The sequence below is a fragment of the Pseudomonas sp. NPDC086581 genome (assembly GCF_044746165.1).
GTDB lineage: Bacteria > Pseudomonadota > Gammaproteobacteria > Pseudomonadales > Pseudomonadaceae > Pseudomonas.
Genome location: NZ_JBIVBR010000002.1, coordinates 628801 through 652422, shown reverse-complemented (window position 1 = coordinate 652422; position 23622 = coordinate 628801). Strand labels below are relative to the sequence as shown.

24 protein-coding genes and 1 riboswitch are annotated in these 23622 nt (G+C 67.6%); of the genes, 5 read left to right on the top strand and 19 right to left on the bottom strand.

All coding sequences use genetic code 11. The annotated features are described in order from the left end of the window. Positions 1–4: 4 nt before the first annotated feature. The 14 genes from ACIPK7_RS07240 to ACIPK7_RS07175 form a co-directional block, all read right to left on the bottom strand. Positions 5–835 (bottom strand): ABC transporter permease, encoded by an 831-nt coding sequence (locus ACIPK7_RS07240; protein WP_401086841.1) that lies wholly within the window; start codon positions 833–835, stop codon positions 5–7. Next, positions 832–1599, bottom strand: a complete 768-nt coding sequence (locus tag ACIPK7_RS07235) for a hypothetical protein (RefSeq protein WP_401086839.1) — start codon at positions 1597–1599, stop codon at positions 832–834. Before ACIPK7_RS07235 ends, ACIPK7_RS07240 begins: the two co-directional genes overlap by 4 nt. Continuing rightward, complete coding sequence (locus ACIPK7_RS07230; RefSeq protein WP_401086837.1) at positions 1587–2225, bottom strand: cysteine hydrolase family protein; 639 nt, start codon at positions 2223–2225, stop codon at positions 1587–1589. Before ACIPK7_RS07230 ends, ACIPK7_RS07235 begins: the two co-directional genes overlap by 13 nt. Beyond that, positions 2222–2986: a creatininase gene (locus ACIPK7_RS07225; RefSeq protein WP_401086835.1), complete on the bottom strand. Its 765-nt coding sequence runs from the start codon at positions 2984–2986 to the stop codon at positions 2222–2224. Before ACIPK7_RS07225 ends, ACIPK7_RS07230 begins: the two co-directional genes overlap by 4 nt. Then, positions 2983–3858: a DMT family transporter gene (locus ACIPK7_RS07220; RefSeq protein ID WP_401086833.1), complete on the bottom strand. Its 876-nt coding sequence runs from the start codon at positions 3856–3858 to the stop codon at positions 2983–2985. Before ACIPK7_RS07220 ends, ACIPK7_RS07225 begins: the two co-directional genes overlap by 4 nt. Then, on the bottom strand, positions 3858–4607 hold the full coding sequence (locus ACIPK7_RS07215) for an SDR family NAD(P)-dependent oxidoreductase (RefSeq protein WP_401086831.1): 750 nt from the start codon (positions 4605–4607) through the stop codon (positions 3858–3860). The genes ACIPK7_RS07220 and ACIPK7_RS07215 overlap by 1 nt, the downstream gene beginning before the upstream one ends. Next, positions 4607–5380 carry an SDR family NAD(P)-dependent oxidoreductase gene (locus tag ACIPK7_RS07210; protein ID WP_192431070.1) on the bottom strand — a complete coding sequence of 258 codons (774 nt, stop codon included), beginning with the start codon at positions 5378–5380 and terminating at the stop codon, positions 4607–4609. Before ACIPK7_RS07210 ends, ACIPK7_RS07215 begins: the two co-directional genes overlap by 1 nt. 2 nt (positions 5381–5382) lie before the next feature. After that, a complete protein-coding gene (locus ACIPK7_RS07205; protein WP_401086829.1) occupies positions 5383–6405 on the bottom strand; it encodes a fatty acid desaturase family protein in 1023 nt (340 codons plus the stop codon). Positions 6406–6459: 54 nt separating this feature from the next. After that, complete coding sequence (locus ACIPK7_RS07200; protein ID WP_401086827.1) at positions 6460–7467, bottom strand: ABC transporter substrate-binding protein; 1008 nt, start codon at positions 7465–7467, stop codon at positions 6460–6462. Positions 7468–7511: 44 nt separating this feature from the next. Continuing rightward, a riboswitch (guanidine-I (ykkC/yxkD leader) is annotated at positions 7512–7616 on the bottom strand. Between the two features lie 223 nt (positions 7617–7839). Next, entirely contained in the window at positions 7840–9009 is a 1170-nt protein-coding gene (locus ACIPK7_RS07195; protein WP_401086825.1) for an MFS transporter, read from the bottom strand. Between the two features lie 121 nt (positions 9010–9130). Next, the gene (locus ACIPK7_RS07190; protein WP_401086823.1) at positions 9131–9271 is read right to left on the bottom strand and encodes a hypothetical protein; all 141 of its coding nucleotides are present in this window, start codon (positions 9269–9271) and stop codon (positions 9131–9133) included. Between the two features lie 277 nt (positions 9272–9548). Continuing rightward, on the bottom strand, positions 9549–11342 hold the full coding sequence (locus tag ACIPK7_RS07185) for an amidohydrolase family protein (RefSeq protein ID WP_401086821.1): 1794 nt from the start codon (positions 11340–11342) through the stop codon (positions 9549–9551). Then, positions 11339–12082, bottom strand: a complete 744-nt coding sequence (locus tag ACIPK7_RS07180) for a sulfite exporter TauE/SafE family protein (RefSeq protein WP_081520512.1) — start codon at positions 12080–12082, stop codon at positions 11339–11341. The genes ACIPK7_RS07185 and ACIPK7_RS07180 overlap by 4 nt, the downstream gene beginning before the upstream one ends. After that, positions 12079–12990: a bile acid:sodium symporter family protein gene (locus tag ACIPK7_RS07175; RefSeq protein ID WP_192431074.1), complete on the bottom strand. Its 912-nt coding sequence runs from the start codon at positions 12988–12990 to the stop codon at positions 12079–12081. Before ACIPK7_RS07175 ends, ACIPK7_RS07180 begins: the two co-directional genes overlap by 4 nt. Before the next feature lie 190 nt (positions 12991–13180). On the opposite strand from ACIPK7_RS07175, the gene ACIPK7_RS07170 reads away from it, so the two are divergent. Next, the gene (locus ACIPK7_RS07170; RefSeq protein WP_192431075.1) at positions 13181–14137 is read left to right on the top strand and encodes an AraC family transcriptional regulator; all 957 of its coding nucleotides are present in this window, start codon (positions 13181–13183) and stop codon (positions 14135–14137) included. A gap of 5 nt (positions 14138–14142) precedes the next feature. Here the strand turns inward: ACIPK7_RS07170 and ACIPK7_RS07165 are convergent, their stop codons facing one another. Together ACIPK7_RS07165 and ACIPK7_RS07160 are read right to left on the bottom strand one after the other, a co-directional pair. Beyond that, the gene (locus tag ACIPK7_RS07165; RefSeq protein ID WP_192431076.1) at positions 14143–14379 is read right to left on the bottom strand and encodes a hypothetical protein; all 237 of its coding nucleotides are present in this window, start codon (positions 14377–14379) and stop codon (positions 14143–14145) included. A gap of 141 nt (positions 14380–14520) precedes the next feature. Further along, positions 14521–15672 (bottom strand): murein transglycosylase A, encoded by a 1152-nt coding sequence (locus ACIPK7_RS07160; protein WP_192431077.1) that lies wholly within the window; start codon positions 15670–15672, stop codon positions 14521–14523. Between the two features lie 151 nt (positions 15673–15823). On the opposite strand from ACIPK7_RS07160, the gene ACIPK7_RS07155 reads away from it, so the two are divergent. Continuing rightward, entirely contained in the window at positions 15824–18184 is a 2361-nt protein-coding gene (locus tag ACIPK7_RS07155; protein ID WP_401086818.1) for a DNA polymerase II, read from the top strand. 58 nt (positions 18185–18242) lie between these two features. Here the strand turns inward: ACIPK7_RS07155 and queD are convergent, their stop codons facing one another. Next, complete coding sequence (gene queD / locus ACIPK7_RS07150) at positions 18243–18599, bottom strand: 6-carboxytetrahydropterin synthase QueD (RefSeq protein WP_017516521.1); 357 nt, start codon at positions 18597–18599, stop codon at positions 18243–18245. A gap of 106 nt (positions 18600–18705) precedes the next feature. Next, positions 18706–20265 (bottom strand): nitric oxide reductase transcriptional regulator NorR, encoded by a 1560-nt coding sequence (norR, locus tag ACIPK7_RS07145; protein WP_401086816.1) that lies wholly within the window; start codon positions 20263–20265, stop codon positions 18706–18708. A gap of 169 nt (positions 20266–20434) precedes the next feature. Between norR and hmpA the strand changes: the two genes are divergently transcribed. The 3 genes from hmpA to ACIPK7_RS07130 are packed head-to-tail and all read left to right on the top strand — an operon-like array spanning position 20435 to position 23101. Beyond that, on the top strand, positions 20435–21616 hold the full coding sequence (hmpA, locus tag ACIPK7_RS07140; RefSeq protein ID WP_192431080.1) for an NO-inducible flavohemoprotein: 1182 nt from the start codon (positions 20435–20437) through the stop codon (positions 21614–21616). Between the two features lie 50 nt (positions 21617–21666). Then, entirely contained in the window at positions 21667–21924 is a 258-nt protein-coding gene (locus ACIPK7_RS07135) for a transmembrane sensor/regulator PpyR (protein ID WP_138214299.1), read from the top strand. Further along, positions 21911–23101 (top strand): NnrS family protein, encoded by a 1191-nt coding sequence (locus ACIPK7_RS07130; protein ID WP_192431081.1) that lies wholly within the window; start codon positions 21911–21913, stop codon positions 23099–23101. Before ACIPK7_RS07135 ends, ACIPK7_RS07130 begins: the two co-directional genes overlap by 14 nt. Positions 23102–23246: 145 nt before the next feature. On the opposite strand, the gene ACIPK7_RS07125 is transcribed toward ACIPK7_RS07130, so the two are convergent. Beyond that, complete coding sequence (locus tag ACIPK7_RS07125; protein WP_192431082.1) at positions 23247–23618, bottom strand: DUF5329 domain-containing protein; 372 nt, start codon at positions 23616–23618, stop codon at positions 23247–23249. Positions 23619–23622: the final 4 nt, after the last annotated feature.

The window sequence follows — 23622 nt, the reverse complement described above, 5'->3', positions numbered from 1 at the left end:
AGGCTTACCTCTTCATCCACGGGAAGGCGACCCGGCCAAGCCAGCGGAACGCCTGGTCGGTGAGCAGGCCAATGACGCCGATCAGCAGGATGCCGGCGAAGATCTTGTCGGTCTGCATGTAGCGCTGGGCGCGCAGGATGGCGTAGCCCAGGCCGGAGTTGGCGGCCACCAGTTCGGCCACCACCAGGTAGGTCCAGGCCCAGCCGCAGGTGATGCGCAGGGTGTCCAGCAGAGCCGGGCGTGCCGAGGGCAGCACCACCAGGCGGATGGTCTCGGCGCGGCTGGCGCCCATGGTCTGCGCCGCCTCGATCTGCGCCATGGGCACGCGGCGCACGTCCTCGGCGACCATCAGCACCATCTGGAAGAAGGTGCCGATGAAGATGATCAGCACCTTGGAGCCTTCGTCGATGCCGACCCAGAGCATCACCAGCGGGATGAACGCCACCGCCGGCATGTAGCGGATGAAGTCGGTGAGCGGTTCGAGAAAGGCCTGCACCGGGCGGTAGGTGCCGATGTACAGGCCCAGCGGCAGGGCGATCACCGCCGAGGCGAGGAAGCCGGCCATGACCCGGTAGACGCTGATCGCGATGTCACCCAGCAGGCCTTCGTCGCTCCACCAGTGGCCGATGCGCTTGAGCACGGCGTCCGGGCCGGGGAAGAACATCGGGTTGGCCAGGCCGGCGGCGCTGTAGGCCCACCAGAGCAGCAGCGGCAGCAGCAGGCCGGCGGCGGCGAGGGCCCAGATGGCGCTGCGCGGCAGCTCGCCACGGATCACCCACCAGCGCTGGCGGGCGGGTTGCGCCACGGGGCGCGGCAGGGGCTGGTGGGCGGTCATGGCGTCACCTCCTCATCGGGAAACAGGGGCAGCTCGCAGGGCTGCCAGCCGCCGGCGGGCTGCGTGGCGCCCAGGCCGTTGAGCCAGTGGGCGTCGTGCAGCAGTTCGGGGTGGTCAGGATCGGCTTCGGCGGGCAGCAGTCGCGCGCCGATGCGTGCCGGCAGCGTGCTCAGTTCGATATGCCAGGGGGCTACGCCGCCCTGGTGACGGCCGAAGCTCAGCTCGAAATCCAGCAGCTCGGGGTTGTCGTCGTCGAACAGCGCGGCAAGCGATGGCGCGTGCGGCAGCGGCAGGCGGCGCCCGGCGGCGAACAGGAAGCAGTCGCCAGCCAGCAGCAGGCAGCCCTGGCGGCCATCGGCGCCCAGCAGCCAGGTGCCACGATTGCGCCCAAGGGACTCGGGCAGGCGCTCCCAGACTTCGTGGTAGCTGCCGTCCAACCCGTCTTCCAGCACCTTTTCGCTGTCCACGAAATGCATGCGGCCGATGTCCTCGCCGCCATTGGGCGGCTGGAAGTCGATCACGCGGTGCCACTGGCAGATATCGCCGGTGATCTCGGTGAGGCCGGCGAACCCGGCCTGGGTGGCAAGCTGTTCAGGCGTCTCGGGTGCCGGCAGCGGAATGCGCAGATCGGCGAACAGGCGCTCGGTCTGCAGCCAGTAGACGCGGGTGCTGGTGTCGTGCGTCCCGCCGGTAGTGGTCAGCAGGGTGCGCTGCCAGACGCCGAGGTAGGCGGACGGTACCGCGGGAATGTTCAGGCCAGGCATGCATTTTCCTCCCATTCGGCGAGCACGGAACGGCTGTCCAGCACGCGGCCGAACAGCCCGCCTTCCACCTCGACCATGGCCAGGGCGGCGGCGTGCAGCTCGGCGCTCGGCGAGCCGCAGGCATCGCTCACCAGCGTACAGGCGTAGCCCAATTCCACCGCCGCGCGCTGGGTGGAAGAAACGCATACTTCGGTGGTCACGCCGCAGAGCACCAGGTGGTCGATTCCGCGCCGACGCAGCAGCAGGTCCAGGTCGGTGTAAGCGAAGGCGCTGTAGCCCGGTTTGTCGATCACCGGCTCGTCGGCCAGCGGGCGCAGCTCGTCGATCAGGTCGTGGCCATACTCGCCGCGCACCAGCAAGCGTCCCAACGGGCCGCGTGCGCCGATGGGCGCGCCGGCGTGTTCGGCGCGGCGACGCTTGCTCTCGTGCAGGTCGGTGAGGTCGGGGCGGTGCCCTTCGCGGGTATGTACCACCAGCAGGCCCAGGGCTCGGGCGCTGTCCAGCAGGCGCGAGATGGCCGGGATCGGCGCGCGCAGGCGGCCGATCTCCAGCCCGGCCTGGTCGGCGTAGCCGCCGGGGGCGCAGAAGTCGCGCTGCATGTCGATGACGATCAGCGCGACGCTCACAGCCCGAACTCCTTGCGTACCGCAGCGGCGATGCCTTTTACGATGTCCTTTGCCATGCGCAGGCCCTTGTCGGCGCTGGAGCCGCGCGCCGAGGACAGCACTCCCGAGGGCGGCACCCACTCGGTTCGGCTGGGGTACATGTCGTAGGGCGGGAAGTCGGCCGGGCCGTCGTCGGGGATCAGGTCCAGGCGCACCAGGCTGGGCAGGTAGTGCAGCATCAGCGAGGTTTCGATCACTGCCGCGTGCTCCAGGGCGAAGCCGGGGAAGCCGTCGGGGAATACGTCGTTCAGTGTCGCCTCGCTGCAGAAGTCCCAGTGCTCCAGACGCATCACTTCCAGCGGGCTGGAAGACCCGAGCTCACGCAGCGCGAGCTGGATGCCCTCGGTGACGAACCACTGGTTCTCGTAGTGCCCGTCCACCAGTACCAGGCGGGTGACGCCATGGCGGGCGAACTCGCGCACGGCGTCGCGCACCAGGGCGATCAGGGTCTGCCCGTCGAGGCTGGTGGTGCCGCAGAAGTGCTGGCCGCCGCCGCACTTGGGCTGCGACTTGTAGCCGTAGGAGAGGGCGGGCGCGACCAGGCCGTCGACCTGGCGGGCCACGTCCTCGCACAGCGCGCTGGCCAGCAGCGCGTCGGTGCCCAGCGGCAGGTGCGGGCCGTGCTGCTCGGTGGCGCCACAGGGCAGGAAGACCACGGGGGATTGCTCGCGCACCCGGCGCGCGTATTCGACCCAGCTGAGCTGGTCCATGCGGACAGTCATGTTTCGGCCTCGCAGAGAGTGGGGGAAAAGTCAGGAGAAGGGCGCGCGGCGATCAGCGCCGCTGCCAGAACCAGGGAGCCGCCGAGCCATTCGCGCAGGCCCAGCTCGCGGTCGCCGAACCAGGCGGCGGTGAGCACGGCGACCAGCAGTTCGATCACCACCAGCACCGCGGCGCGGCTCGCTTCGACGTGGCTGAAGCCGTATTGCGCGGCGCCCATGGCGGCCAGCCAGAACAGACCGAAACCGGCCAGTTGCAGCCATTGATTGGCGTCGACCGTGGGCAGCGGCGTGCCTTGCAGCACGCAGAACAGCCCTCCCAGGGCGGCGCTGCCGATGAAGCCGACCACTGCCTTGCTGGCCAGTGGCACCTGCTCGGCGGCGCGGGTGGCGAGGTTGTTGAGGGCGAAGGCGAAGCCGGCGGAGAGCGCCAGCCAGTCGCTGGCGGCCAGCGGGCGGAAGGTTTCGTGGCTGATGCCCAGGGTCAGGGCGATGCCGAGCATGGCCAACGCCAGGGCGCCGAGCCGCGCAGGCGTCAGACGCTCGCCGAACAGCAGCCGGCCGCCGAGCAGGCCCCAGACCGGCGCCAGGTAGAACAGCAGCGTGGCGCGCACCACGTCGCCTTCGGACAGCGCCGCCACCAGCCCGGCCGTGGCCCAGCCACCGAACACGCCGATGGCCAGCAGGGCGCCGCGTTGCGCCCACCACTGCCGGCGCTGGCTCAGTACCAGCGGCACGGCCAGCGTGCAGAGCAGCCCGTAAGTGCAGAGCACCAGCGGCATGCCGGCGAGGCCCTGGCCGGCGAAGTGCGCCAGGGGCATCCATCCCAGGCCCCAGATGGCGGCGCCCAGCAGCAGGACGATTTCCGCGCGCATCAGGCGCCCATCCAGGCGCCGCCATTGGCGCCGATCACTTGCCCATGGAAGAAGCTCGCGCCGGGCGAGACGAGGAACAGCACCGCTGCGGCGATCTCCTCCGGCTGGCCGAGGCGGCCGGCGGGGATGGCGGTTTCGCGGGCGATCATCGCCTCGCTCATGTGCTCCACCGAGACCATCGGCGTCTCAACCGGGCCCGGCGCCACGCCGTTGATGCGGATGTGCGGGGCGAACTCCCGAGCCAGCGCCTTGGTCAGGCCGATAACTCCGGCCTTGGCGGCGCAGTACGCGGCGTAGCGTTCGCGGCCGAGCTGACCCAGCTCCGAGGCGATGTTGACGATGCTGCCGCTGCCGCGCGCCTGCATGTGCGTCAGGGCATGGCGACAGCAGCGGTAGACGGCGTGCAGGTCGACGCCCAGCAGCGTCGCCCAGTCGTCTTCGCTGGTGTCGAGAAACGGCTTTTCCAGGATGATCCCGGCGTTGTTCACCAGGATGTCCAGCTCACCTTCGGCGAGCACGCGGGCAAACATCTCGGCGACCTGCTCCGGCACCGCAACGTCGGCCTGCACGGCATGGGCGCAGCCGCCGCGGGAGGCGATGCGCGCCACCAGCGCGGTGGCCGCTTCCGCTTGGTCGAGGTGGTTGATCCACACCTGCGCGCCGGCCTCCGCCAGCGCCAGGGCGATGGCCCGGCCAATGCCCTGGGTGGCGCCGGTGACCAGAGCGGTCTGTCCTGCGAGCGGTTTCATCAGTGCATCACCTCGCCGTGGCTGACCGACAGCGCCTGGCCGGTCATGGCGGCGGCCAGCGGGCTGCCGAGGAACAGGAAGGTGCCAGCGAGATCGGCCGGCGTGAGCAGCTCCGGCACCGCCTGGGCGGCGAGGATCTGAGCCAGTTCGTCGTCCTCGCTGCGGCCGTTGGCTTGCGCCATTACCCGCAGCGAGCGCATGGCCGCTTCGGTAGCGATCCAGCCGGGGCACACGGCATTGACGCGGATGCGCCGTGGTCCCAGCTCCCACGCCAGCGAGCGGGTCAGGCCGATCACCGCGTGCTTGCTGGCGACATAGGCGGAGAAGCCCGGCACGCCCTTCAGGCCCCAGATCGACGCCTGGTTGATCACGCTGCTGCCGGCGTGCAGTTGCGGCAGCAGGGCGCGGGTGAGGCGCAGCATCGAGGCGACGTTGTTGTCCAGCAGCGCCTGCCAGCGCTGGTCGGTCTCGGCGTTGCCGCCTTCCAGCGGCGTGGCGTACTCGACGCCGGCGTTGTTGATCAGCACGTCCAGCGCAGCGCCCTGGCGGCTGTCGGCGAAGGCGGCGATGGCATCGCTGTCGCCCAGGTCGAGGGTGGTGCTGTGCACGTCGCACAGGGCCGCCAGCTCGTCCGTCACGCCTTGCAGCGCCTCGGCGTTGCGGTCGATTAGCTCCAGCGCCGCGCCCTGTTCGGCGAACGCCCGCGCCAGGCCCTTGCCGATGCCGCTGGCGGCGCCGCTGATGAGGACGCGTTTGCCCCGGTAGTCGATCATGCTCAGACCGCCGTCAGGAAGGAGACGCCCACGGCGCCATAGAAGCCGTCGGCGCGGTCCTTGCCTTCGGGCGCGACCTCGCCGTAGTGATCGTCCACCACGCGGCGCAGGCGGTGCTGGTGGAAGCCCTTGAACAGCAGGTGCATCGGCAGCACCTGGGCGTAGCCCTCGCCGTACAGCTCGTGGTGCAGCTTGCGCAGGCGGTACCAGGGCGCCACCGGCTTCTCGTGGTGGGCGTTGTGGTAGGCGAAGTTGAGCAGCAGCAGGTCGAGCACCGGCCAGCGCACCGAGACCACGTTGGAGTAGGTGTTCATCTGCTCGTAGGTGCGGTCGCGGGCCTTGTCGTCGGGAATCTTGCCGCCGTCTTCCAATACCGCGAAGGCGTCGTAGGTGTGCTGGTAGGCGTCGGTGAAACGCAGCACGATGATCATCAGCGTCCAGGCGACGAAGTAGAGCAGCAGCGCCTTGAGCGACACCGCCGCCACCAGGCCGAACAGCGCGCCGCGCACCAGCAGGGTCAGCGCCACGCGGCGGCGGTTGGCGCGGTGGCGCGGGTTGTCGGTGATGAAGGGCAGGAGGATCACGTAGTAATGCATGATCAGCTCGATCGCCGGCACGTAGGCCCACTCGGCGGCCAGCACCAGGTTGCGCACCCAGCGCGGGCTGTGGGCGAGGAAGACCTTGGTGTCGAAGGTGATCACGTCGGCGCGGTCGACGTGGTGGCGCATGTGCTTGCGGCGCAGGTCCTGGAAGCCCGCGTAGCAGCTGCCGCACAGCCAGCTGCAGGCCTCGCCGGCCCAGGTGTTGTGCTCGGGCCTGGCGAAGATGGTGCCATGGGCGAATTCGTGGATCAGGTACGCCGCGACGATCATCGCGTGGCCCAGCAGCAGGGTGCCGGCGGCGTTGAGCAGCCAGCTATCGGCGAACAGCAGGGCGAAGCCGGCAGCGTAGCCACCGAAGGCATAGGCCAGTGCCAGGCTGTTGGGCAGCCGGCCATCGGCGTAGCGGTACAGGGACGCGGACATGAAGAACCTCCTTAAGCGCTCCCGCCCTCCTGGCGGGAGCGGTGGGTGGGCGCCTTACTGGGCGAGGGCCTGGACGAACTGCGCGTCGAAGGTCTGGGCGAGGTCGGGGATCGCCGGGATCTGGCTGTTGTCCTTGAGCAGCTGGGCGATCACCGCGCCGCTGCCGAAGAACGAGCTGGTGGCGTCGGATTTCTCGAAGTTTTTGCTCATCTCCGCCAGCGGGATGTTGTAGACCCCGGCCATCTGCTCCTTGGCCTCGGCGGCGCTGACGCCCAGCACCTTGCCGATGATCTGGGCGGATTCGTCCGGGTGCGCCTTCATGTAGGCCAGGCCGTCGGCGTAGCCCTGGATCATCGCGCTGATCGCCTTCTGGCGCTTGCCGATGACCTCCTGGTTGAACACCAGCACGTCGGTGATCAGCCCCGGCGCGTCCTTGGAGGAATACACGACGTGGAACTTGTCGCCGGGCATGCCGAGAATCTGCGAGACGTTGGGCTCGTAGGTCACGCCCACCGGCAGGCTGCCCGAAGCCATGGCGCCGGGGATGCCCTCGGGCGTCATGTTCACCGGGCTGATGTCCTTGTCGCTCAGGCCGTGGCTCTTGAGCGCGTAGGCGAGCAGGAAATCGGACGGCGAGAGCGGGTTGAAGCCGATCTTCTTGCCCTTGAAGTCGGCGACCGACTGGATCGACTTGTCGGCGACGATGGCGTCACCGCCGTTGGAGAAGTCGATGGGCATCACCACGCGGTAGGGCTGGCCCTTGGCGACACCGCCGACGACCTGGTCGTAGGTGAGCATGCCGCCGTCGAGGGCGCCGCCGGTCATGGCCGTGGGGATCAGCGCCGGGTCGTTGAAGAACTGCAGCTCCACCTTCAGGCCGTGGGGCTTGTAGAGGTCGAGCTTGTCGGCGACGTAGAAGGGCGCGTAACCGGCCCAGACGACGGTGCCGATCTTGAGCTTCTCGGCGGCCTGGAGCGTCAGCGGCACGACCCCGGCGGCAGCAAGCAGACAGGCACCGAGCAGGGTCTTGCGCAGGGAACGCAGGGAAAGCGGCATGGTCATGGCATTGCTCCTAACGGTTGGAAATCGGCACGGGATGACATCACGTCTCCCGGGCTTTTCTCCCGCCGTGTAGCCCTGTCCCTAGGGCCGGAAAACTCTCGGACCAGACGCCCTTCTCGCAAAGGACCGGAACCCTAGTTCGCCTGTGGTGCAACTCCACTGTGTGCCTTGCAGCGTTCGCCCACCCGGTGGCTGCCTTGCCGTGGGTGATGCATCCCGTTGCAGGGGACAGAGCAATTGAAATGCCAGTTTTCCCGACGCGGAAAAACCACCGGGGATTTCAACCGCTTAGCTGAAATCCCCGGTTTGGAACGATGGCCGGGATCGGACGTGCCGGCACCAACTCGATGCGCCTTGCCTTCTATTGAGGCATCAGGCGGTGCGCACGGCGCTGCGGTGCAGCGAGGCGGCTGCGGTGGCCACGAACAGCCCGGCGGCGAGCGCCAGGGCCACCGGCACGCCCTGCGGGCCGAGGTCCATCAGGCTGCCGCTGAGCAGCGGCCCGAGCAGGCTGCCGACGCCCCAGAGCATACCGGCGGCGGCGTTGGCGGTGACCAGGTCGCGGCCGCGGAAGCGCTGGCCGATCAGCACCAGCGCCAGGGTGTAGACGCCCCCGGCCACGGCACCCAGCAGCATCAGCGCCGGCCACAGCAGCGAAGGCTGGCTGATCAGCCAGGGCAGGCCGAGTCCGATCAGCATGGCGCCGACCCCGCAGCACAGGTGCAGGGTCGAGCGGTCGAGACGGTCGGAGAGCCAGCCCAGTGGTAGCTGGAAGAGCATGTCGCCGAGCAGGATCACCGTCGCCATGAACGCGGCGATGCCCACCGCGTAGCCGTGGCTGGAGGCGTAGACCGGGAAGAGCGAGAGCACCACGCTGTCGAAGAAGGAGAAGAACAGCACGCCCATGCACAGCGCCGGCGCAACCCGCAGGAAGCCGGCCAGGGAGAAGCTGCGCGGCTCCTCGACGTGTTCATGGAGGCCTTCCTCGGGCATGGCGAAGGCCACGGTGGCCAGGGCAACCAGGTGCCCGGCGCTGACCAGCAGCACCACCCACGGCGTCTGTGCGCCGAGCAGCGCTACCAGGGTCGGGCCTAGCAGCTGGAAGGCAGTGAAGCTGGTGGCATAGAGGGCGACGATGGTGCCGCGATTGTTCTCGCCGCACAGCTCGTTGACCCAGGCCTCGCCGAGGATGATCGCAATGCCCATGCCGACACCCAGTGCCAGGCGCGCCACCGCCAGCAGCCAGAGCGAGTGGCTGCTGAAGTCGATGGCGGCGGTGCTCGCGGTGCACAGCACGAAGCACAGCAGGTACAGGCGGCGCCGGCTCATCAGCTGGCAGGCGCGGTCCACCAGGGTGGCGGCGAGAATCATGCCGGCCGCCGGTACTGCCGAGAGGATGCCGATCTGCAGCGCGCTGGCGCCGTTGTCCAGCAGGCGCAGCGCCACCAGCGGCAGCGTCGCGCCCAGGCTCAGACCGACGATGGAGACGGCGAACAGCAGCACCGCCAGCAATGTTTTGTTGAGGGTGGTCGGGGTATTCATGGAAACCTTCTCTTGCCCGGCGCTCCAGCGCCAGGCGTACCAATGCAGACGAGCCCGCCGGTGGCGACCGGTGGGCGAAATCGGAATGCGGAATTGCCGGCGCGAGGGCGCGGCGTCCGGCTCAGCAGCCGGCGGGCGGGGAGAAGGTGAAGGCGAACAGCACGCTGCGGCGACGGCGCAGCACCGTATCGATCTTGCGTACGCGCGGTGGCTCTTGCAGCAGGGCGAGGCTCGGGTCGGCGAAGCGGTAGAGCGGAGTCATGGTGCAGGTATTACGGGGGCTGGCGGAAACCGCGCACTCTAGTGAGTGCGCGGCGGGGCGTCAATCTCGGCCAGCTGCACGGTAGGCCAGCCTGCTCACCACCAGGAAGCCTCTGCATAGGATGGCGTGGAGCGCAGCGATACCCATCCATTCCCGCGCGCAGGCAGCATGGGTATCGCTGCGCTCCACCCATCCTACAAGAGCTTGCTAGAGGCCAATTTAGCCCGCGATTGCCGGCAAGGCCGGCGTCAAGAGGGTTCGCGAGCAAACGCGGAACCTACCGGTTAAATGCCGGTGCCCCCGCAGCCACCTCCTGCGGCCGGCTCAGCACATCCCGCCCCGGCAGGAACCGGCCGAATCCACGCTCCTTGCCCAATGCCTCCGGGAAGCCGCTCTCGCGCCGATAAGCCACGCGCCCGTTGATCAGGGTCGCCTCCACCGCAGCATCGTTGCGCTTCACCAGTCGCGTCAGGCCGATGATCTCCATGGGCGCTTCGCAGACCTCATCCAACTCGTCGGTCAGGCCCGCCGGGTTGACCACCACCAGGTCGGCGCGGTCGCCGACACGGATGTAGCCGGCGTCGATCCCGGCGAAGTCCGCCAGCTCGCCGGTCAGGCGGTGGATCGCACGACCGGTATCCATGAAGCTCTGTCCGGCCAGCTCGGCATCGCGCACGTACTTGAGCATGCGCAGCGGGAAGTTGTACTGCGCGTGGGACGCCAGGTGCGCGCCGGAGTCGGCGAAGCCCGGCTGGGTCCAGGGGCTGGCCAGCAGCTTGCCCATGATTTCCGGGCGGTGGTTGCCGTAGCAGGTGGTCCACTTGAGGTCATTGCGGTACTGGCCGGCCAGCTCGAAGAAGGCGTCCACCGGGTCCAGCCCGCGTTCGCGGCCGATGTCCTCGAAGTTGCGCCTGACCAGCGTTGCGTCCGGGCATTCGCGCACCCAGCAGTCGGATAGGTTGCGGTGCCACAGGCCGAGACTGAGGGTGGCCTTAATGTCCTTCTTGAAGCGCTCGCGGAAGGTCGGGTCCTGGATGCGCGTGTAGAGCTCTTCCGGGTCCTTGATGTCGCGCAGCACTTCGCCGGCACCGAATTCCTCGAAGCCGTTCATGTTCAGCCCCTCGATGCGCACCACGAAGGGCGCGGGCAGGGTCTGCCAGCGGTAGCGGCCACGCAGCAGGCGGTTGGCGACCCAGCCAGAGGCGCGGGTAATGCGGTGCATGAAGGGCTGGGACTTGAGGTCCAGCGCGGTGAGCATCGAGCACTTGAGCGGGCGGCGGAACCAACCGTGGGCCTGGTAGAGGAAGGCGAACACGTTGATCTTGGTGACCGCATTCGGCGCGCCCTGCATCAGCGCGTTGCGCCGGCGCAGCACGGCGAACAGGCGGGAGAATTCCTTCCAGCTGGCGAAGGTGGAGGGCAGCGGGCTGGACCAGGCGCGGTCGCCGTCCATCTTGTCCAGGCGCGTGGTCATCACCGAGAGGCCGAAGCAGCCGGCGTCAAGCGCCTGTTCAAGCAGTTCTTCCATGCGTTGCAGCTCGGCTTCGGTGGGCTTGGCGCCGCTGATCGCGCGCTCCAGACCCATCACGGTGACGCGTAGCTCGGAGTGGCCAAGGAAGGAGCAGAGGTTCGGCCCCAGCGGTTGCTGGTCGTAGAAGGCGCGGTAGCCCTTGGCGTCCTTCCAGGTCCGCTTGTCGCGCAGGATTGGCAGCACCTGCTCGCGCGGCACGGCTTCGACGCGGGTGAACAGGTCCGAGCAGTCCTCGGCCTCGCCCAGCACCATGCTGATGGAGCAGGAGCCCACCGACACGGTGGTCACGCCATGGCGCACCGACTCCTTCAGTGCCGGCGCGGCGATGGCTTCGGCATCGTAGTGCGAGTGGATTTCCAGGAAGCCGGGAGTGACCCACTTGCCGGCGGCGTCGATGATCTGCGTGCAGCCGCTTTCGTCCAGCGGACTGACGCTCAGGGTGTCGATGCGGCCATCCTTGATGCCGACGTGGCGCAGGCTGCCGGGGGCATCGCTGCCGTCGAAGTACAGGCCGTTCTTGATGATGATGTCGTAGCTCACAGGAGGCTCCAGGGCGACAGCAGCAGGACGCCGCTGACCAGCAGCAGGCAGTGGATGGCGAGGCGGAAGTGGTGTTCCTCGAAGCGGTGGTGCAGGCGTTCGCCCAGCCATACGCCGAGCAGCAGCAGGGGCGCGTAGGCGAGCACCTGGGGCAGCGCCGGGCGCAGGCGGCCGTCGAGGAGGAAGGCAAGGGTCAGCAGGCCGTTGAGGGTGAACCAGACGCAGACCAGGGTGGCGCGCAGGCGGGTCTTGTCCAGCGGGCGGGTCGAGAGCGCGTAGACCAGCAGTGGCCCGCCGGAAGCGAACAGGCCATGGCAGACCCCGGCGGCGCCGGTGGCCAGGCGCACCACCCAGTTGGGCGTTCTGCCGCGCTCCGGGGCACTGGCGCGCAGGCGCCACAACTCACGGCCGGCGAACCAGAGGATCAGCACGCCAAGGCCGCGCTTGAGCGGTTGCGGGTCCAGGTGCGGCAACAGCAGGTAGCCGATCAGCATGCCGATGAGCATCCCCGGCAGCACGGTGCGCAGCAGCAGGCGCGTGTCGATCAGGCGGCGGTGGCGCCAGCACAGGTAGCCGGTCATGCCGATGTTCAGCGGCACGAGGATCGGCAGCAGCGTCTCGATGGGCATCAGCAGCGCGCCGAGTGACAGGGCGATCACCACACTGCCGAAGCCGGTGATGGCTTCCAGGGTGTAGGCCAGCAGGATGAAGCCGCCGAGGGCGAGGGCGGGCGCGTTCACGACGCGGTCACCGCGGTGGCGCGGGGTGCGCGACGCGCCCAGAGTTGCGCCAGCACCAGCCCGGAAAACAGCTGCCAGCAGCCCCAGAATGCCGCGATCAGCAGCATGCCGCCGGCCTGCGGGAAGAATGTGAGGATCAGCGCCATGCCCAGCGCGGAGTTGTGGATGCCGCTCTCCAGGGTCACCGCCCGCACGTCTGCGTCCGGCAGCTTCCACAGCCGCGCGCAGGTGTAGCCCAGCAGCAGCGCCGTGCCGTTGAGCAGCAGCACCAGCCAGAAGAACAGATGGAAGTAGGCCATGAACTGCTGGAAGTTCTTGGCGAAGGCCATGCCGACGAAGCCGAGCATCACCAGCAGCGACAACTGCCGCAGCGGCTTCTCCAGGCGCTGCGCGAGCTGCGGCTTGTGCCGGCCCAGCGCCATGCCCAGCAGCATCGGCAGGATCAGCACCAGCACCACTACGCCCACCAGTTCCAGTGGATCGATGTGGATCTGCGTGAGGCGGTCGCGGGTCGCCGGGTTCAATCCGGCATAGAGGGCGAAGTTCAGTGGCGTGAAGATGCCCGCGCTCAAGCCGGAGACGGCGGTGACGCTGGCCGAGACCGCGACGTTGCCACGGGCCATCCAGGTCATGATGTTGGAGAAGGTGCCACTGGGGCAGGTGGCCACCAGGATCATCCCGAGTGCCAGTTCCGGGTCGATGGGCAGGACGATGGTCAGCAGGCAGGTGGCGGCGGGCAGCAGCAGGAACTGCACCAGCATGCCGATCACCGGGGCCTTGGGCTGGCGCAGGATGCGGGTGAAGTCGTCGCGGCGCAGTTCCAGCGACACGCCGAACATCATCAGGGCGATGATGGCATTCAGCGCGATCATCGAAGCGCCGGAGAATTCGAGATGGACTTCAGGCATCGCCGTTCTCCCGCAGCGGAAGGGCGGGGAATGGCGGGCGGGCGGGAGCCGGCGGCATGGGCGCGGCTTCGGTTTCAATCAGCATGCAAGGCGACTCTTGTTTGTATTTATCGTTGTAATTGGCAAGCATAGGGGAGCGTTACCGCTCGGTAACGGCTCAATCGGGACCTTTGCCGGTTAATTCGGGACCATGCCGCACACCATTACCGTTCATTACGCCCAGGGCATCCTGCAGGCAGCCCAGCGCCTGGGGCTGCCGGTGCCTGCCGATCTGCACGCCGCCAGCCTCGAACCGCGTATCCCCCTGCAGCGCCAGGACGCTTTCTGGGAAGCCCTATGCGCCACTTCGGGCGATCCGCTGCTGGGCCTGCGACTGGGCAGCGCCCTGCAGGTCGGGCACCTGGACATGGTCGGCGCGCTCCTGATGAGCTGCGAGCATTACGGCGAGGCGCTGGACGCCTTGCTCGAGTACTACCCGATCATTGCCGAGGGCAGCGAGTTCCAGCGCGAGCAGGACGCGATGCAAGTGCGGCTGGTCTATCGGCCGAGCTATGTCGTGCGTCGCGAGGAGCGTGTGGAGGCTGCGCTGGCGAGCCTGGTGCACCTGACCCGCTGGATCACCGGGGACCGTGTCGGGCCGCAACGCCTGGCGTTGAGCCATGCCGCACGGGGTGAGCCTTCACGTTACGTTGAGTTGCTGGCGTGCCCGGTGGATTTCGCCTGCGCCGAGAACTCGCTGAGCTTTGCCGTAGCCGATCTCGATGTTCCGCTGATCCAGGCCAATGCGCTGATGCGTGAGCATTTGCGTGCGCTGGCCGATGCGCAGTTGGAACGCCTGGGGGCGCAGAGCCTCGCCGCGCGCGTGCAGCAACTGCTGCGGCAGAACCCGCGCTGGGGCAAGGAGAAGGTGGCCGATCAACTGGAACTCAGCGGGCGCCATCTCAACCGCAAGCTGGCCGACGAGGGCACCAGCTTCAAGCTGCTGCGTGAGCAAGTGTTGCATGGTATGGCCGAGCAGATGCTGCGCGAACCATCACGGCTGGGCGAGGTGGCCGAGCGTTTGGGCTTCTCGGATGAGAGCGCCTTCGCCAAGGCTTTCCGCCGTTGGAGCGGGATGACGCCTAGGCAGTTCCGCCAGGGCCATTGAATCGCTTACTGGCGGTTGTGGTTCACCGCTGCCAGCGCCTGGGTGGCCGCCAGGTCGACGCGCTGGGGAACGCCGCGATGTTCGATGACGCCAGTGCCCGGTAGTTTCGACACGAAGAATTGATCGACACCGAAGAACAGCAGGATCAGGGCGATGGCGCCGATCCAGCAGAGCACGTCGTAGTCCGGCGGCCAGCCGCGGTGCTGGCGCTGGGAGCGAAGGGGAGGCTGGTTGTTCTTCATGGCGGTCACCGCGTTCGGGTTGAGGGTCAGCGAAGCCAGAGGGCCTGGATTCGCTGACCATTGTCCGAGCAGCGGTGATGCCGATGATTCAGGGAGCTCTGTAGGGCGTGTAGGAATTGCCTCTACTTTCCTACGTGACGCTTACACCCCTGGCAGTGTCTTGTCCTTCGGCCACAGCAGCCACAGCTGGCCGTCCTGTTTCATGTGCCCGGCCAGCTCGCCGGCAGCGTCGCCAGTGCCCCAGAACAGGTCCGCACGCACTTCGCCGACGATGGCGCCGCCGGTGTCCTGGGCAGCTACCGGGCGCACGACTGGCGCGCCGTCCGGGCGAGTGGTGGAAAGCCACATCAGGCTGCCCAGCGGGATCACCTTGCGGTCGATGGCCACGCTGTAGCCCGGTGTCAGCGGAACGTTCAGCGAGCCGCGCGGGCCTTCGTTACTGTCCGGGCGCTGGCTGAAGAACACGTAGCTGGGGTTGCTCGCCAGCAACTCGTCTACGCGCTGCGGGTGGGCGCGGGCCCAGTCGCGGATGCGCGCCATGCTGACTTCTTCCTTGCTCAGTTCACCCTGTTCCACCAGCCAGCGGCCCACCGGCTTGTATGGGCGGCCATTCTGCTCGGCATAGCCCAGGCGCAACTGTCGACCGGAGGCGAGCTCCACACGGCCGGAGCCCTGGATCTGCAGGAACTGCAGGTCCATCGGGTCGGGTAGCCAGGCGAGGACGGGGGCATTGACCCCATCGCGGCGGATGCCGGCGGCGTCGGCGTAGGGGACCAGAGTGTTGCCTTCGAGTTTGCCGCGCAGGCGCTTGCCCTTGAGTTCCGGGTAGACGCTGTCCAGCGCCACGGTTATCAGGTCCTTCGGTACGCCGTAGACCGGCACGGTGTGCTTGGCATCGCGCTGCTGGCTGCCGCGGTAGACGGGCTCGTAGTAGCCGGTGATCAGGCCATTCTTGCTGCCTTCGCCCGAGCGCAGCTGGTAGGGCTGCAGATGGGCCAGCATGAACTGGCGGATCGCCGGGGCGGAGGCTGGCACGCTGGCGGCGTCGGCGCAGGTCGTGGCCCAGATATCATCCTTTTTCAGGCGCACTGCGCAGGCCGAGCGCCAGGCGCTGAAGCCTTGCAGCACATCGGTGTCGGCGGTCTGCGGCAGGTCCGACCAGTCGGCCTTGGAATAGGTGGGCGCCTGGGCTTCTTCGGGCTTTTTGCCGAACAGGCCGCAGCCGGATAGCAGCGTGGTGAAGCACAGGGTGGCGAGGAGAGGGCGGGTCCAGTGGCGGGACAAATCGGTCACGGGCGAGTCCTGGCAGGCAAACGAAAGCCCGCTAGCTTGGGCAGACGCGGGGCGTGCGTCAAACGCATCGGTCGGATTTACACGCCTTGCAACGAATCCGCGGGCGGACCGGTAGAATGTCGGCATGAATCGACAGACGGGTGGTTAGAGCGTGGAGGCAAGGCAGGGTTTCGTCCTGACGCGACATTGGCGGGATACGCCCGAAGGCACCGAGGTGGGCTTCTGGCTGGCTACCGATGAAGGGCCCCGGCATGTGCTGCTGCCACCGCAGACTTCGGTGGCCTTCGTGCCCGCAGAACAGCGCGCCCGCGCCGAGAAGCTGCTGGCCGGTGAGCGCGGCGCCGAACTGCGCCCGCTGGGTCTGCGCGACTTCCAGCAACGCCCGGTACTGGGTCTCTACTGCCAGCAGCATCGCCAGCTGATGAACCTGGAAAAGCGCCTGCGCGAGGCTGGCGTCGAGGTGTTCGAAGCGGACATCCGCCCGCCGGAGCGCTACCTGATGGAGCGCTTCATCACCGCCCCGGTCACCTTCAGCGGCGAGCCGGGCGAGGGCGGCAGCACCGTCACCGCGCAACTGCGGCCGGCGCCGGAGTACCGGCCAAAGCTGAAGCTGGCCTCGCTGGACATCGAAACCAACATCCGTGGCGACCTCTATTCCATCGCCGTGGAAGGCTGCGGCCAGCGCCAGGTGTACATGCTCGGCCCGGCCAATGGCGTCGATGGCGAGCGCGATTTCGAGCTGGAGTACTGCGACAGCCGCGCGCAGCTGCTGGAGCGCCTGAACCAGTGGCTGGCGGAGCACGACCCCGATGCGATCATCGGCTGGAACCTGGTGCAGTTCGACCTGCGGGTGCTGCAGGAGCACGCCAAGCGCCTGGAGATTCCCCTGCGCCTGGGGCGCGGTGGCGACGAGATGGGCTGGCGGCAGCACGCCTCCAGCAACCACTACTTCGCTGCGGCGGCGGGGCGGCTGATCATCGACGGCATCGAGGCGCTGCGCTCGGCGTTCTGGAGCTTCCCGTCGTTCAGCCTGGAGAGCGTCTCGCAGCAGCTTCTGGGCGAGGGCAAGTCCATCGACAACCCCTACGACCGCATGGCCGAGATCGACCGCCGCTTCGCCGAGGACAAGCCGGCACTGGCGAAATACAACCTCAAGGACTGCGAGCTGGTCACACGTATCTTCGAGAAGACCCGCATCCTCGACTTCCTGCTCGAGCGCGCCAGCGTCACCGGGCTGCCGGCGGACCGCAGCGGCGGCTCGGTGGCAGCCTTCACCCACCTGTACCTGCCGCCGATGCACCGGCTGGGCTATGTCGCACCAAACCTCGGCGGCAAGGCACCGGAAGCCAGCCCCGGCGGCTTCGTCATGGATTCGCGACCGGGGCTCTACGAGTCGGTGCTGGTGCTGGACTACAAGAGCCTGTACCCGTCGATCATCCGCACTTTCCTGATTGACCCGGTGGGGTTGGTGGAGGGCCTGAGCGACCCGACGGACGAGGCGTCGATTCCCGGTTTCCGTGGCGGGCGCTTCTCGCGCACGCAGCACTGTCTGCCGGCCATTGTCGAGCGCGTCTGGCAGGGTCGTGACGCCGCCAAGCGTGACGGCAATGCGCCGCTGTCCCAGGCCCTGAAGATCATCATGAACGCCTTCTACGGCGTGCTCGGCTCTAGCGGCTGCCGCTTCTTCGACCCGCGCCTGGCATCCTCTATCACCATGCGTGGCCACGAAATCATGCGCCGCACCCGCGAGTTGATCGAAGGGCAAGGTCACCGGGTGATCTACGGCGACACCGACTCCACCTTTGTCTGGCTCGGCCGCGCCCATGACGAGGAAGCTGCTGCCGAGATCGGCCATGCGCTGGTGCGCCACGTTAACCAGTGGTGGGGTGAGCACCTGCGCGAGGAGTACGGGCTGGAGAGCGCGCTGGAAATCCAGTTCGAGCGGCACTTCCGGCGTTTCCTGATGCCAACCATCCGTGGCGCCGAAGAGGGCAGCAAGAAGCGCTACGCCGGCCTGGTGCGGCGTGATGATGGCAGCGACGAGATGGTCTTCAAGGGCCTGGAAACCGTACGCACCGACTGGTCGCCATTGGCCCAGCAGTTCCAGCAGGAGCTTTACCTGCGTATCTTCCAGCGCCAGCCATACCGGGACTACGTGCGCGACTACGTGAACCGCACGGTGGCCGGCGAACAGGACGACCTGCTGATCTTCCGCAAGCGCCTGCGCCGCCAGCTCGGCGACTACGAACGCAACGTGCCGCCCCACGTCCGCGCCGCGCGCATCGCCGACGACTACAACGAGCGCCAGGGCCGCCCGCGTCAGTACCAGCGCGGTGGCTGGATCAGCTACGTGATTACGGTCAACGGCCCGGAGCCGCTCGAAACGCTCAGCTCACCCATCGACTACGACCATTACGTCAGCCGGCAACTACGGCCCATCGCCGACGCCATCCTGCCCTTCGTGGACGATGACTTCAGTGCGCTGGTCGATAAGCAGATGGGGTTGTTCTGAGCCTGACGCCGGCATGAAAAAGCCGGCAATCGCCGGCTTTTTCATGGCTTGCAGCGCATCAGTCGCCGCGGTACTCGCAACCGCTGGTGCAGGTCTCGTGCACGCGGACCTTGGACAGCTCCGGCAGCAGCGGCTTGAGCTGTTGCCAGATCCAGCGGCAGAGGTTCTCGCTGGTGGGGTTTTCCAGGCCGGGGATGTCGTTCAGGTAGTTGTGGTCGAGCTGGTCGTAGATCGGCTTGAAGATCTGCTTGATCTCGGCGAAATCGCGAATCCAGCCGGTATGCGGATCGACCTCGCCCTCGATGTAGATGGCGGCCCGGAAGGAGTGGCCATGCAGGCGTCCGCACTGGTGCCCGGCGGGAACATGGGGCAGGCGGTGGGCGGACTCGAAGGTGAACTCTTTGAACAATTCCACGTGGTGCGCTCTGTGACGATCGCCGGCCCTGGAACGGGCCGGCCGGAAAATGGGCGCATAGTCTATCACCATCGCACCTGCCGAGCCGGCCGATCCGGCCAGCGGCTCACTTGATCGCCAGGCGCTTCGCGAGGCGATTGAGGTTGGCGCGGTCCAGGCCCATCTCGCGGGCCACGGCCGCCCAGTTGCCTTCGTGCCGTTCCAGGCTCTGGCTGATCACGCGGCGCTGGAAGGCGTCCGTCGCCGTGCGAAGTTCACCCACCGGTTCGGAGTCCTCGGGAGCCCGTTCGGCGCTGCTGGAAGCCTCTGCCTTGCTCTTGTGCAGGGCATTCAATGAGAGGTCGTCGACGCCCAGGCTGAGGATGCGCGAGCGCTGCGAGTGATTCGCCAGGGCCTTGAGGGAGGCGCGACCGATCAGGTGCTCCAGCTCGCGCACGTTGCCCGGCCAGGAGTAATCGACCAGCGCAGCCTGGGCTTCGCGGGTCAGGCGCAGACTGCGCAGGCCCAGGCGCGGGCGGTTCTGTTCGAGGAAGTAGCCGGCCAGCAGCAACACATCGTTGCCGCGCTCGCGCAGGGGCGGCACGCGCAGCGGGTAGACGCTCAGGCGGTGGTAGAGGTCGGCGCGGAAACGGCCAGCGCGGACCTCCTCGGCGAGGTCGCGGTTGGTAGCGGCGATCAGGCGCACGTCCACACGGTGTTCGCGATCCGAACCCAGGCGCTGCAGCTGGCCGCTCTGCAGTACGCGCAGCAGCTTGGCCTGGATCGCCAGCGGCAGCTCGCCCACTTCGTCGAGGAACAGGGTGCCGCTATCGGCCAGTTCGAACTTGCCGCGCCTTTCGCCCACCGCGCCAGAGAAGGCGCCACGAACGTGGCCGAAGAGCTCGCTTTCCACCAGGGTTTCCGGCAGGGCTGCGCAATTCAGGCTGATCAGCGGCTGGGTGCGGCGCAGCGAATTGGCGTGGATCGACTGCGCCACCAGCTCCTTGCCGACCCCGGTTTCCCCGGTGATCAGCACGCTCAGGTCACTGCCGGCCACCACCTGGATTTCATTCATCAGCGCCTGATGCGGCTTGCTCTGGCCGATCAGCTCCCTGGGCTGGTCGCCGGACGCGCGCTGGTAGGCGTCGGCGCGCTGCTGCTCGTGGTCGGCGCGCTGGGCCAGGTCGGTCATGCGCTGATTGGCCTTTACCGTGGCGGAGGCGAGGCTGGCGAAGGCTTGCAGGTTGTCCAGGTCGGCGGTGGAGAAGCGTTCGGGGTCCAGTGCGTCCAGGGTCAGCAGGCCCCAGGGCTGCTCGTCCACCAGCAGCGGGCAGCCCAGGCAGTCGTGGACCTCCAGATGGCCGTGCAGGCCTTCCACCAGCCCGTCATAGGGGTCCGGAAGGCCACAGTCGGCGGCGAAATGCGTCGGGCCGGGATGCTCGATGAGGGCACGCAGGCGGGGATGCTCGCTGATCTTGAAGCGGCGCCCGAGGGTGTCCTGGCTCAGGCCATCGACGGCCAGCGGCACCAGTTGGTCGCCTTCCAGGCGCAGCAGGGCGGTGGCATCGCAGGGCAGCAGGCCGCGCAGGGCTTCCAGCAGGCGGCGATAACGTTCGCTTTCCGGCAGCTCGCGGGACAGGTCGGCGACCAGCGGGAGGAGGGTGGCGAGTAGAGGGTTTCGAGTCATATTGACCTCTTGGGAGTCGTTATGACTCGGTTGGCATGCGGTCATTATGACTCATGTGCGGCTGGCGTGCCCGTGATTACAGGGCTGTTCGCTTGGCACGCTTCCTGAAATGTCTCTCGCAGAAGGCGCAGGCGCCCACTCACTGCCTGGCCCACGCGAGGAGAACCCCATGCTGTCCAACGAACACCGTACCCTGGTCAAGGCCACCGTTCCGCTGCTGGAGACCGGCGGAGAGACGCTGACCCAGCACTTCTACAAGATGATGCTCAGCGAGTACCCGGAAGTTCGTCCGCTGTTCAACCAGGCGCACCAGGCCTCCGGCGACCAGCCCCGGGCGCTGGCCAATGGCGTGCTGATGTACGCCCGCCATATCGATGAACTGGAGCAGCTCGGCCCGCTGGTGGCGAGGATCGTCAACAAGCACGTTGCCCTGCAGATCCAGCCGGAACACTACCCGATCGTCGGCAGCTGCCTGCTGCGGGCGATCCGCGAGGTCCTTGGCGAGGAGATCGCCACCCAGGCAGTGCTCGACGCCTGGGCTGCCGCCTACGGCCAACTGGCCGACATCCTGATCGGCGCCGAGGAGTCGGTGTACCAGCAGAACGCCGAGCAACACGGCGGCTGGCGTGGCGCGCGGCGCTTCCGCATTGCCCGCAAGGAGGCCGAGAGCGAGGAAATCACCTCCTTCTACTTCCAGGCGCTGGATGGCGAGCCGCTGCTGGACTTCCAGCCCGGCCAGTACATCGGCCTGTCCCTGGAGATCGATGGCGAGGAAATGCGTCGCACCTACTCGCTGTCCGACGCGCCCAACGGCCGTGAGTACCGCATCAGCGTGAAGCGTGAACCCGAAGGCAAGGCATCCAACTACCTGCACGATCGCCTGAACGTGGGCGACGAGTTGGACCTGTTCCCGCCGGCGGGCGATTTCGTCCTGCGCGGTGGCGACAAGCCGCTGGCGCTTATCACTGCCGGTGTCGGCATCACCCCGGCACTGGCCATGCTCAAGCCGGCTCTTGAGTCCGGTCGGGAAGTTCACTTCATCCACTGCGCTCGCCACGGTGGTGTCCATGCGTTCCGCGAGTGGGTCGAGGCGCAGTCCGACGCGCATCCGCAGCTCAAGCATTACTTCTGCTACAGCGAGCCGCGCGCGCAGGACGCGTCCCACGTCGAAGGCTTCCTCAATCGCGAGCTGCTGGCGGACTGGCTGCCGGAAGACCGCGACCTGGACGCCTACTTCCTCGGTCCCAAGCCGTTCATGGCGCAGGTGAAGCGTTACCTGCGCGAGATCGGTGTGCCCGAGAAACAGTCCCACTACGAGTTCTTCGGCCCGGCCAGCGCGCTGGAGGCCTGAACCTGAGCGCCGGCCCGATGGCGGGCCGGCGCAACCCGAGGAGGTGTGTGATGGAAAGTCTGTTCGCCTGCCCGCAACGCAATCTGTCGATGTCCTGGTCACTGCTGACCGGCGGGCTCGTACTACTGCTGCTGGGAGTCGTGGGAGCCTATTTCGTCGATGGCCATCTGAACCTGCAAAGCATTGTCGCAGCGCATGCCTTCACCATCCTCGGCCCGACACTATTGAAGCTGGGCTACGTGCTGCGGCTGGTGGCCCAACATCAGATGCGCAAGGAAGGCTGGGAGGCTTGTTGTGTTACTGGTTGATCGAAAGGCTCTGCTGACCATACCGCCCCTGTGGCGCCTGGGTTTTCGCCCGTTCTTCCTCGGCGGCGCGGTCTTCGCGCTGATCGCCATTGCGGCGTGGGCGGCGGTGCTGCTCGGCATGCTGCCGGCCTGGCAACCACTGGGCGGCTGGCTGGCCTGGCACCGCCATGAAATGCTCTTCGGCTTCGCGGCGGCGATCATCGCCGGCTTCCTGCTGACCGCGGTGCAGACCTGGACCGGCCGCCCCGGCGTCAGCGGCAAGCCGCTGATGGTGCTGTCGCTGGTCTGGCTCGCGGCGCGGGGAGGCTGGCTCGTGGGTGCTCCGCTGTGGCTGGTCACCGTGCTGGAGCTAGCGTTCATGCCGGCGCTGGCCTTCTTCATCGGCCGCAGTCTGTGGCAGGTCCGGCAGAAGCGTAACTACCCGATCATCGCCGTGCTGAGCCTGCTGACACTCGCCGATGCGCTGGTGATGGCCGGTGTCTGGACCGGCAACGATGCCTGGCAGCGCGGTGGCGCGCTGGGGGCGCTGTGGCTGGTTGCGGCGCTGATGGGCCTGATCGGCGGGCGGGTAATTCCGTTCTTTACCCAGCGCGGGTTGGGCCGTGCTGCCCAGGTGCCGGCCTGGAATTGGCTGGACCATTCGCTGCTGGGCGGCACATTGCTGGTGGCGGTGCTGAGCGCTGTCGGCATCGGCCTGACGCCGCACCCGCTGGTGGGCCTGCTGTTCGCCGCGCTGGCGGTGGGGCACCTGGTCCGTCTGTGGCGCTGGTACGACAAGGACTACTGGGGCGTGCCGCTGCTCTGGTCGCTGCACCTGGCCTATCTGTGGATGATGCTCGCCCCGGCGGGCATGGCGCTGTGGAATTTCTCGCCGACCTTCAACGTGAGCCTGGCGATCCACGCGCTCACCGTGGGTGGCGTCGGCGGGCTGATCCTGGCGATGGTCGCGCGGGTCAGCCTGGGCCACACCGGCCGGCCGCTGCAGCCGCCGAAGGCGATGTCCTGGGCCTTCGCGCTGCTTAACCTGGGTGTCGTCGCGCGGGTGCTGCTGGTGATGTGGTGGCCACTGGAGGGCCTGAGCATCGCGGCGGCGTGCTGGGTGGTGGCTTTCCTGTTGTTCGCCTGGTACTACGGCCCGATGTTTTGGAAGCCGCGGCTGGATGGGCAGCCGGGGTAGGGTGGTTCGCGAGCAAGCTCCCAAACGCACCGGCTTGGATCGTAGGGCGGATAACGCGCCAGCGTTATCCGCCATGAGGCAATCGGCGGATACCCCGTTCCGGGTTATGCGCCCTACGTTCCTCTTACGAATTTGCGGGAAAGCCTTAGTGGGGCTGACGCAGCCGCTTGAGCTCGTCGCCCAGCCAGGCACTGGCGTCCTGCTTGCCCGCCGGGCAATCCACCTGATAGCGCTGGCCGCTCATGCTGCTCTTGGTCGCGGCGCGCTCGATGAAGTCTTCCGCGCTGCTCACCATGTCCTTGTTTTCCAGGTAGTCCAGCTTCTTCAGCAGGTGCGCGCGCGCCTCAGCGGCCGGGTACTCGCTGCCGTTACGGATGAACTGGCAGCCGCTGTGCTCGACGAAGTCCAGCAACTGGCTGATCTCCTGCTGCGCCTTGGCGTCCATGGCTGCCTGCGCGCTCGTGCCGACAAGCAGGAGAATGACCAGAAGCGAGCGAAGCTTTCGGGAGTGAGACATAGCG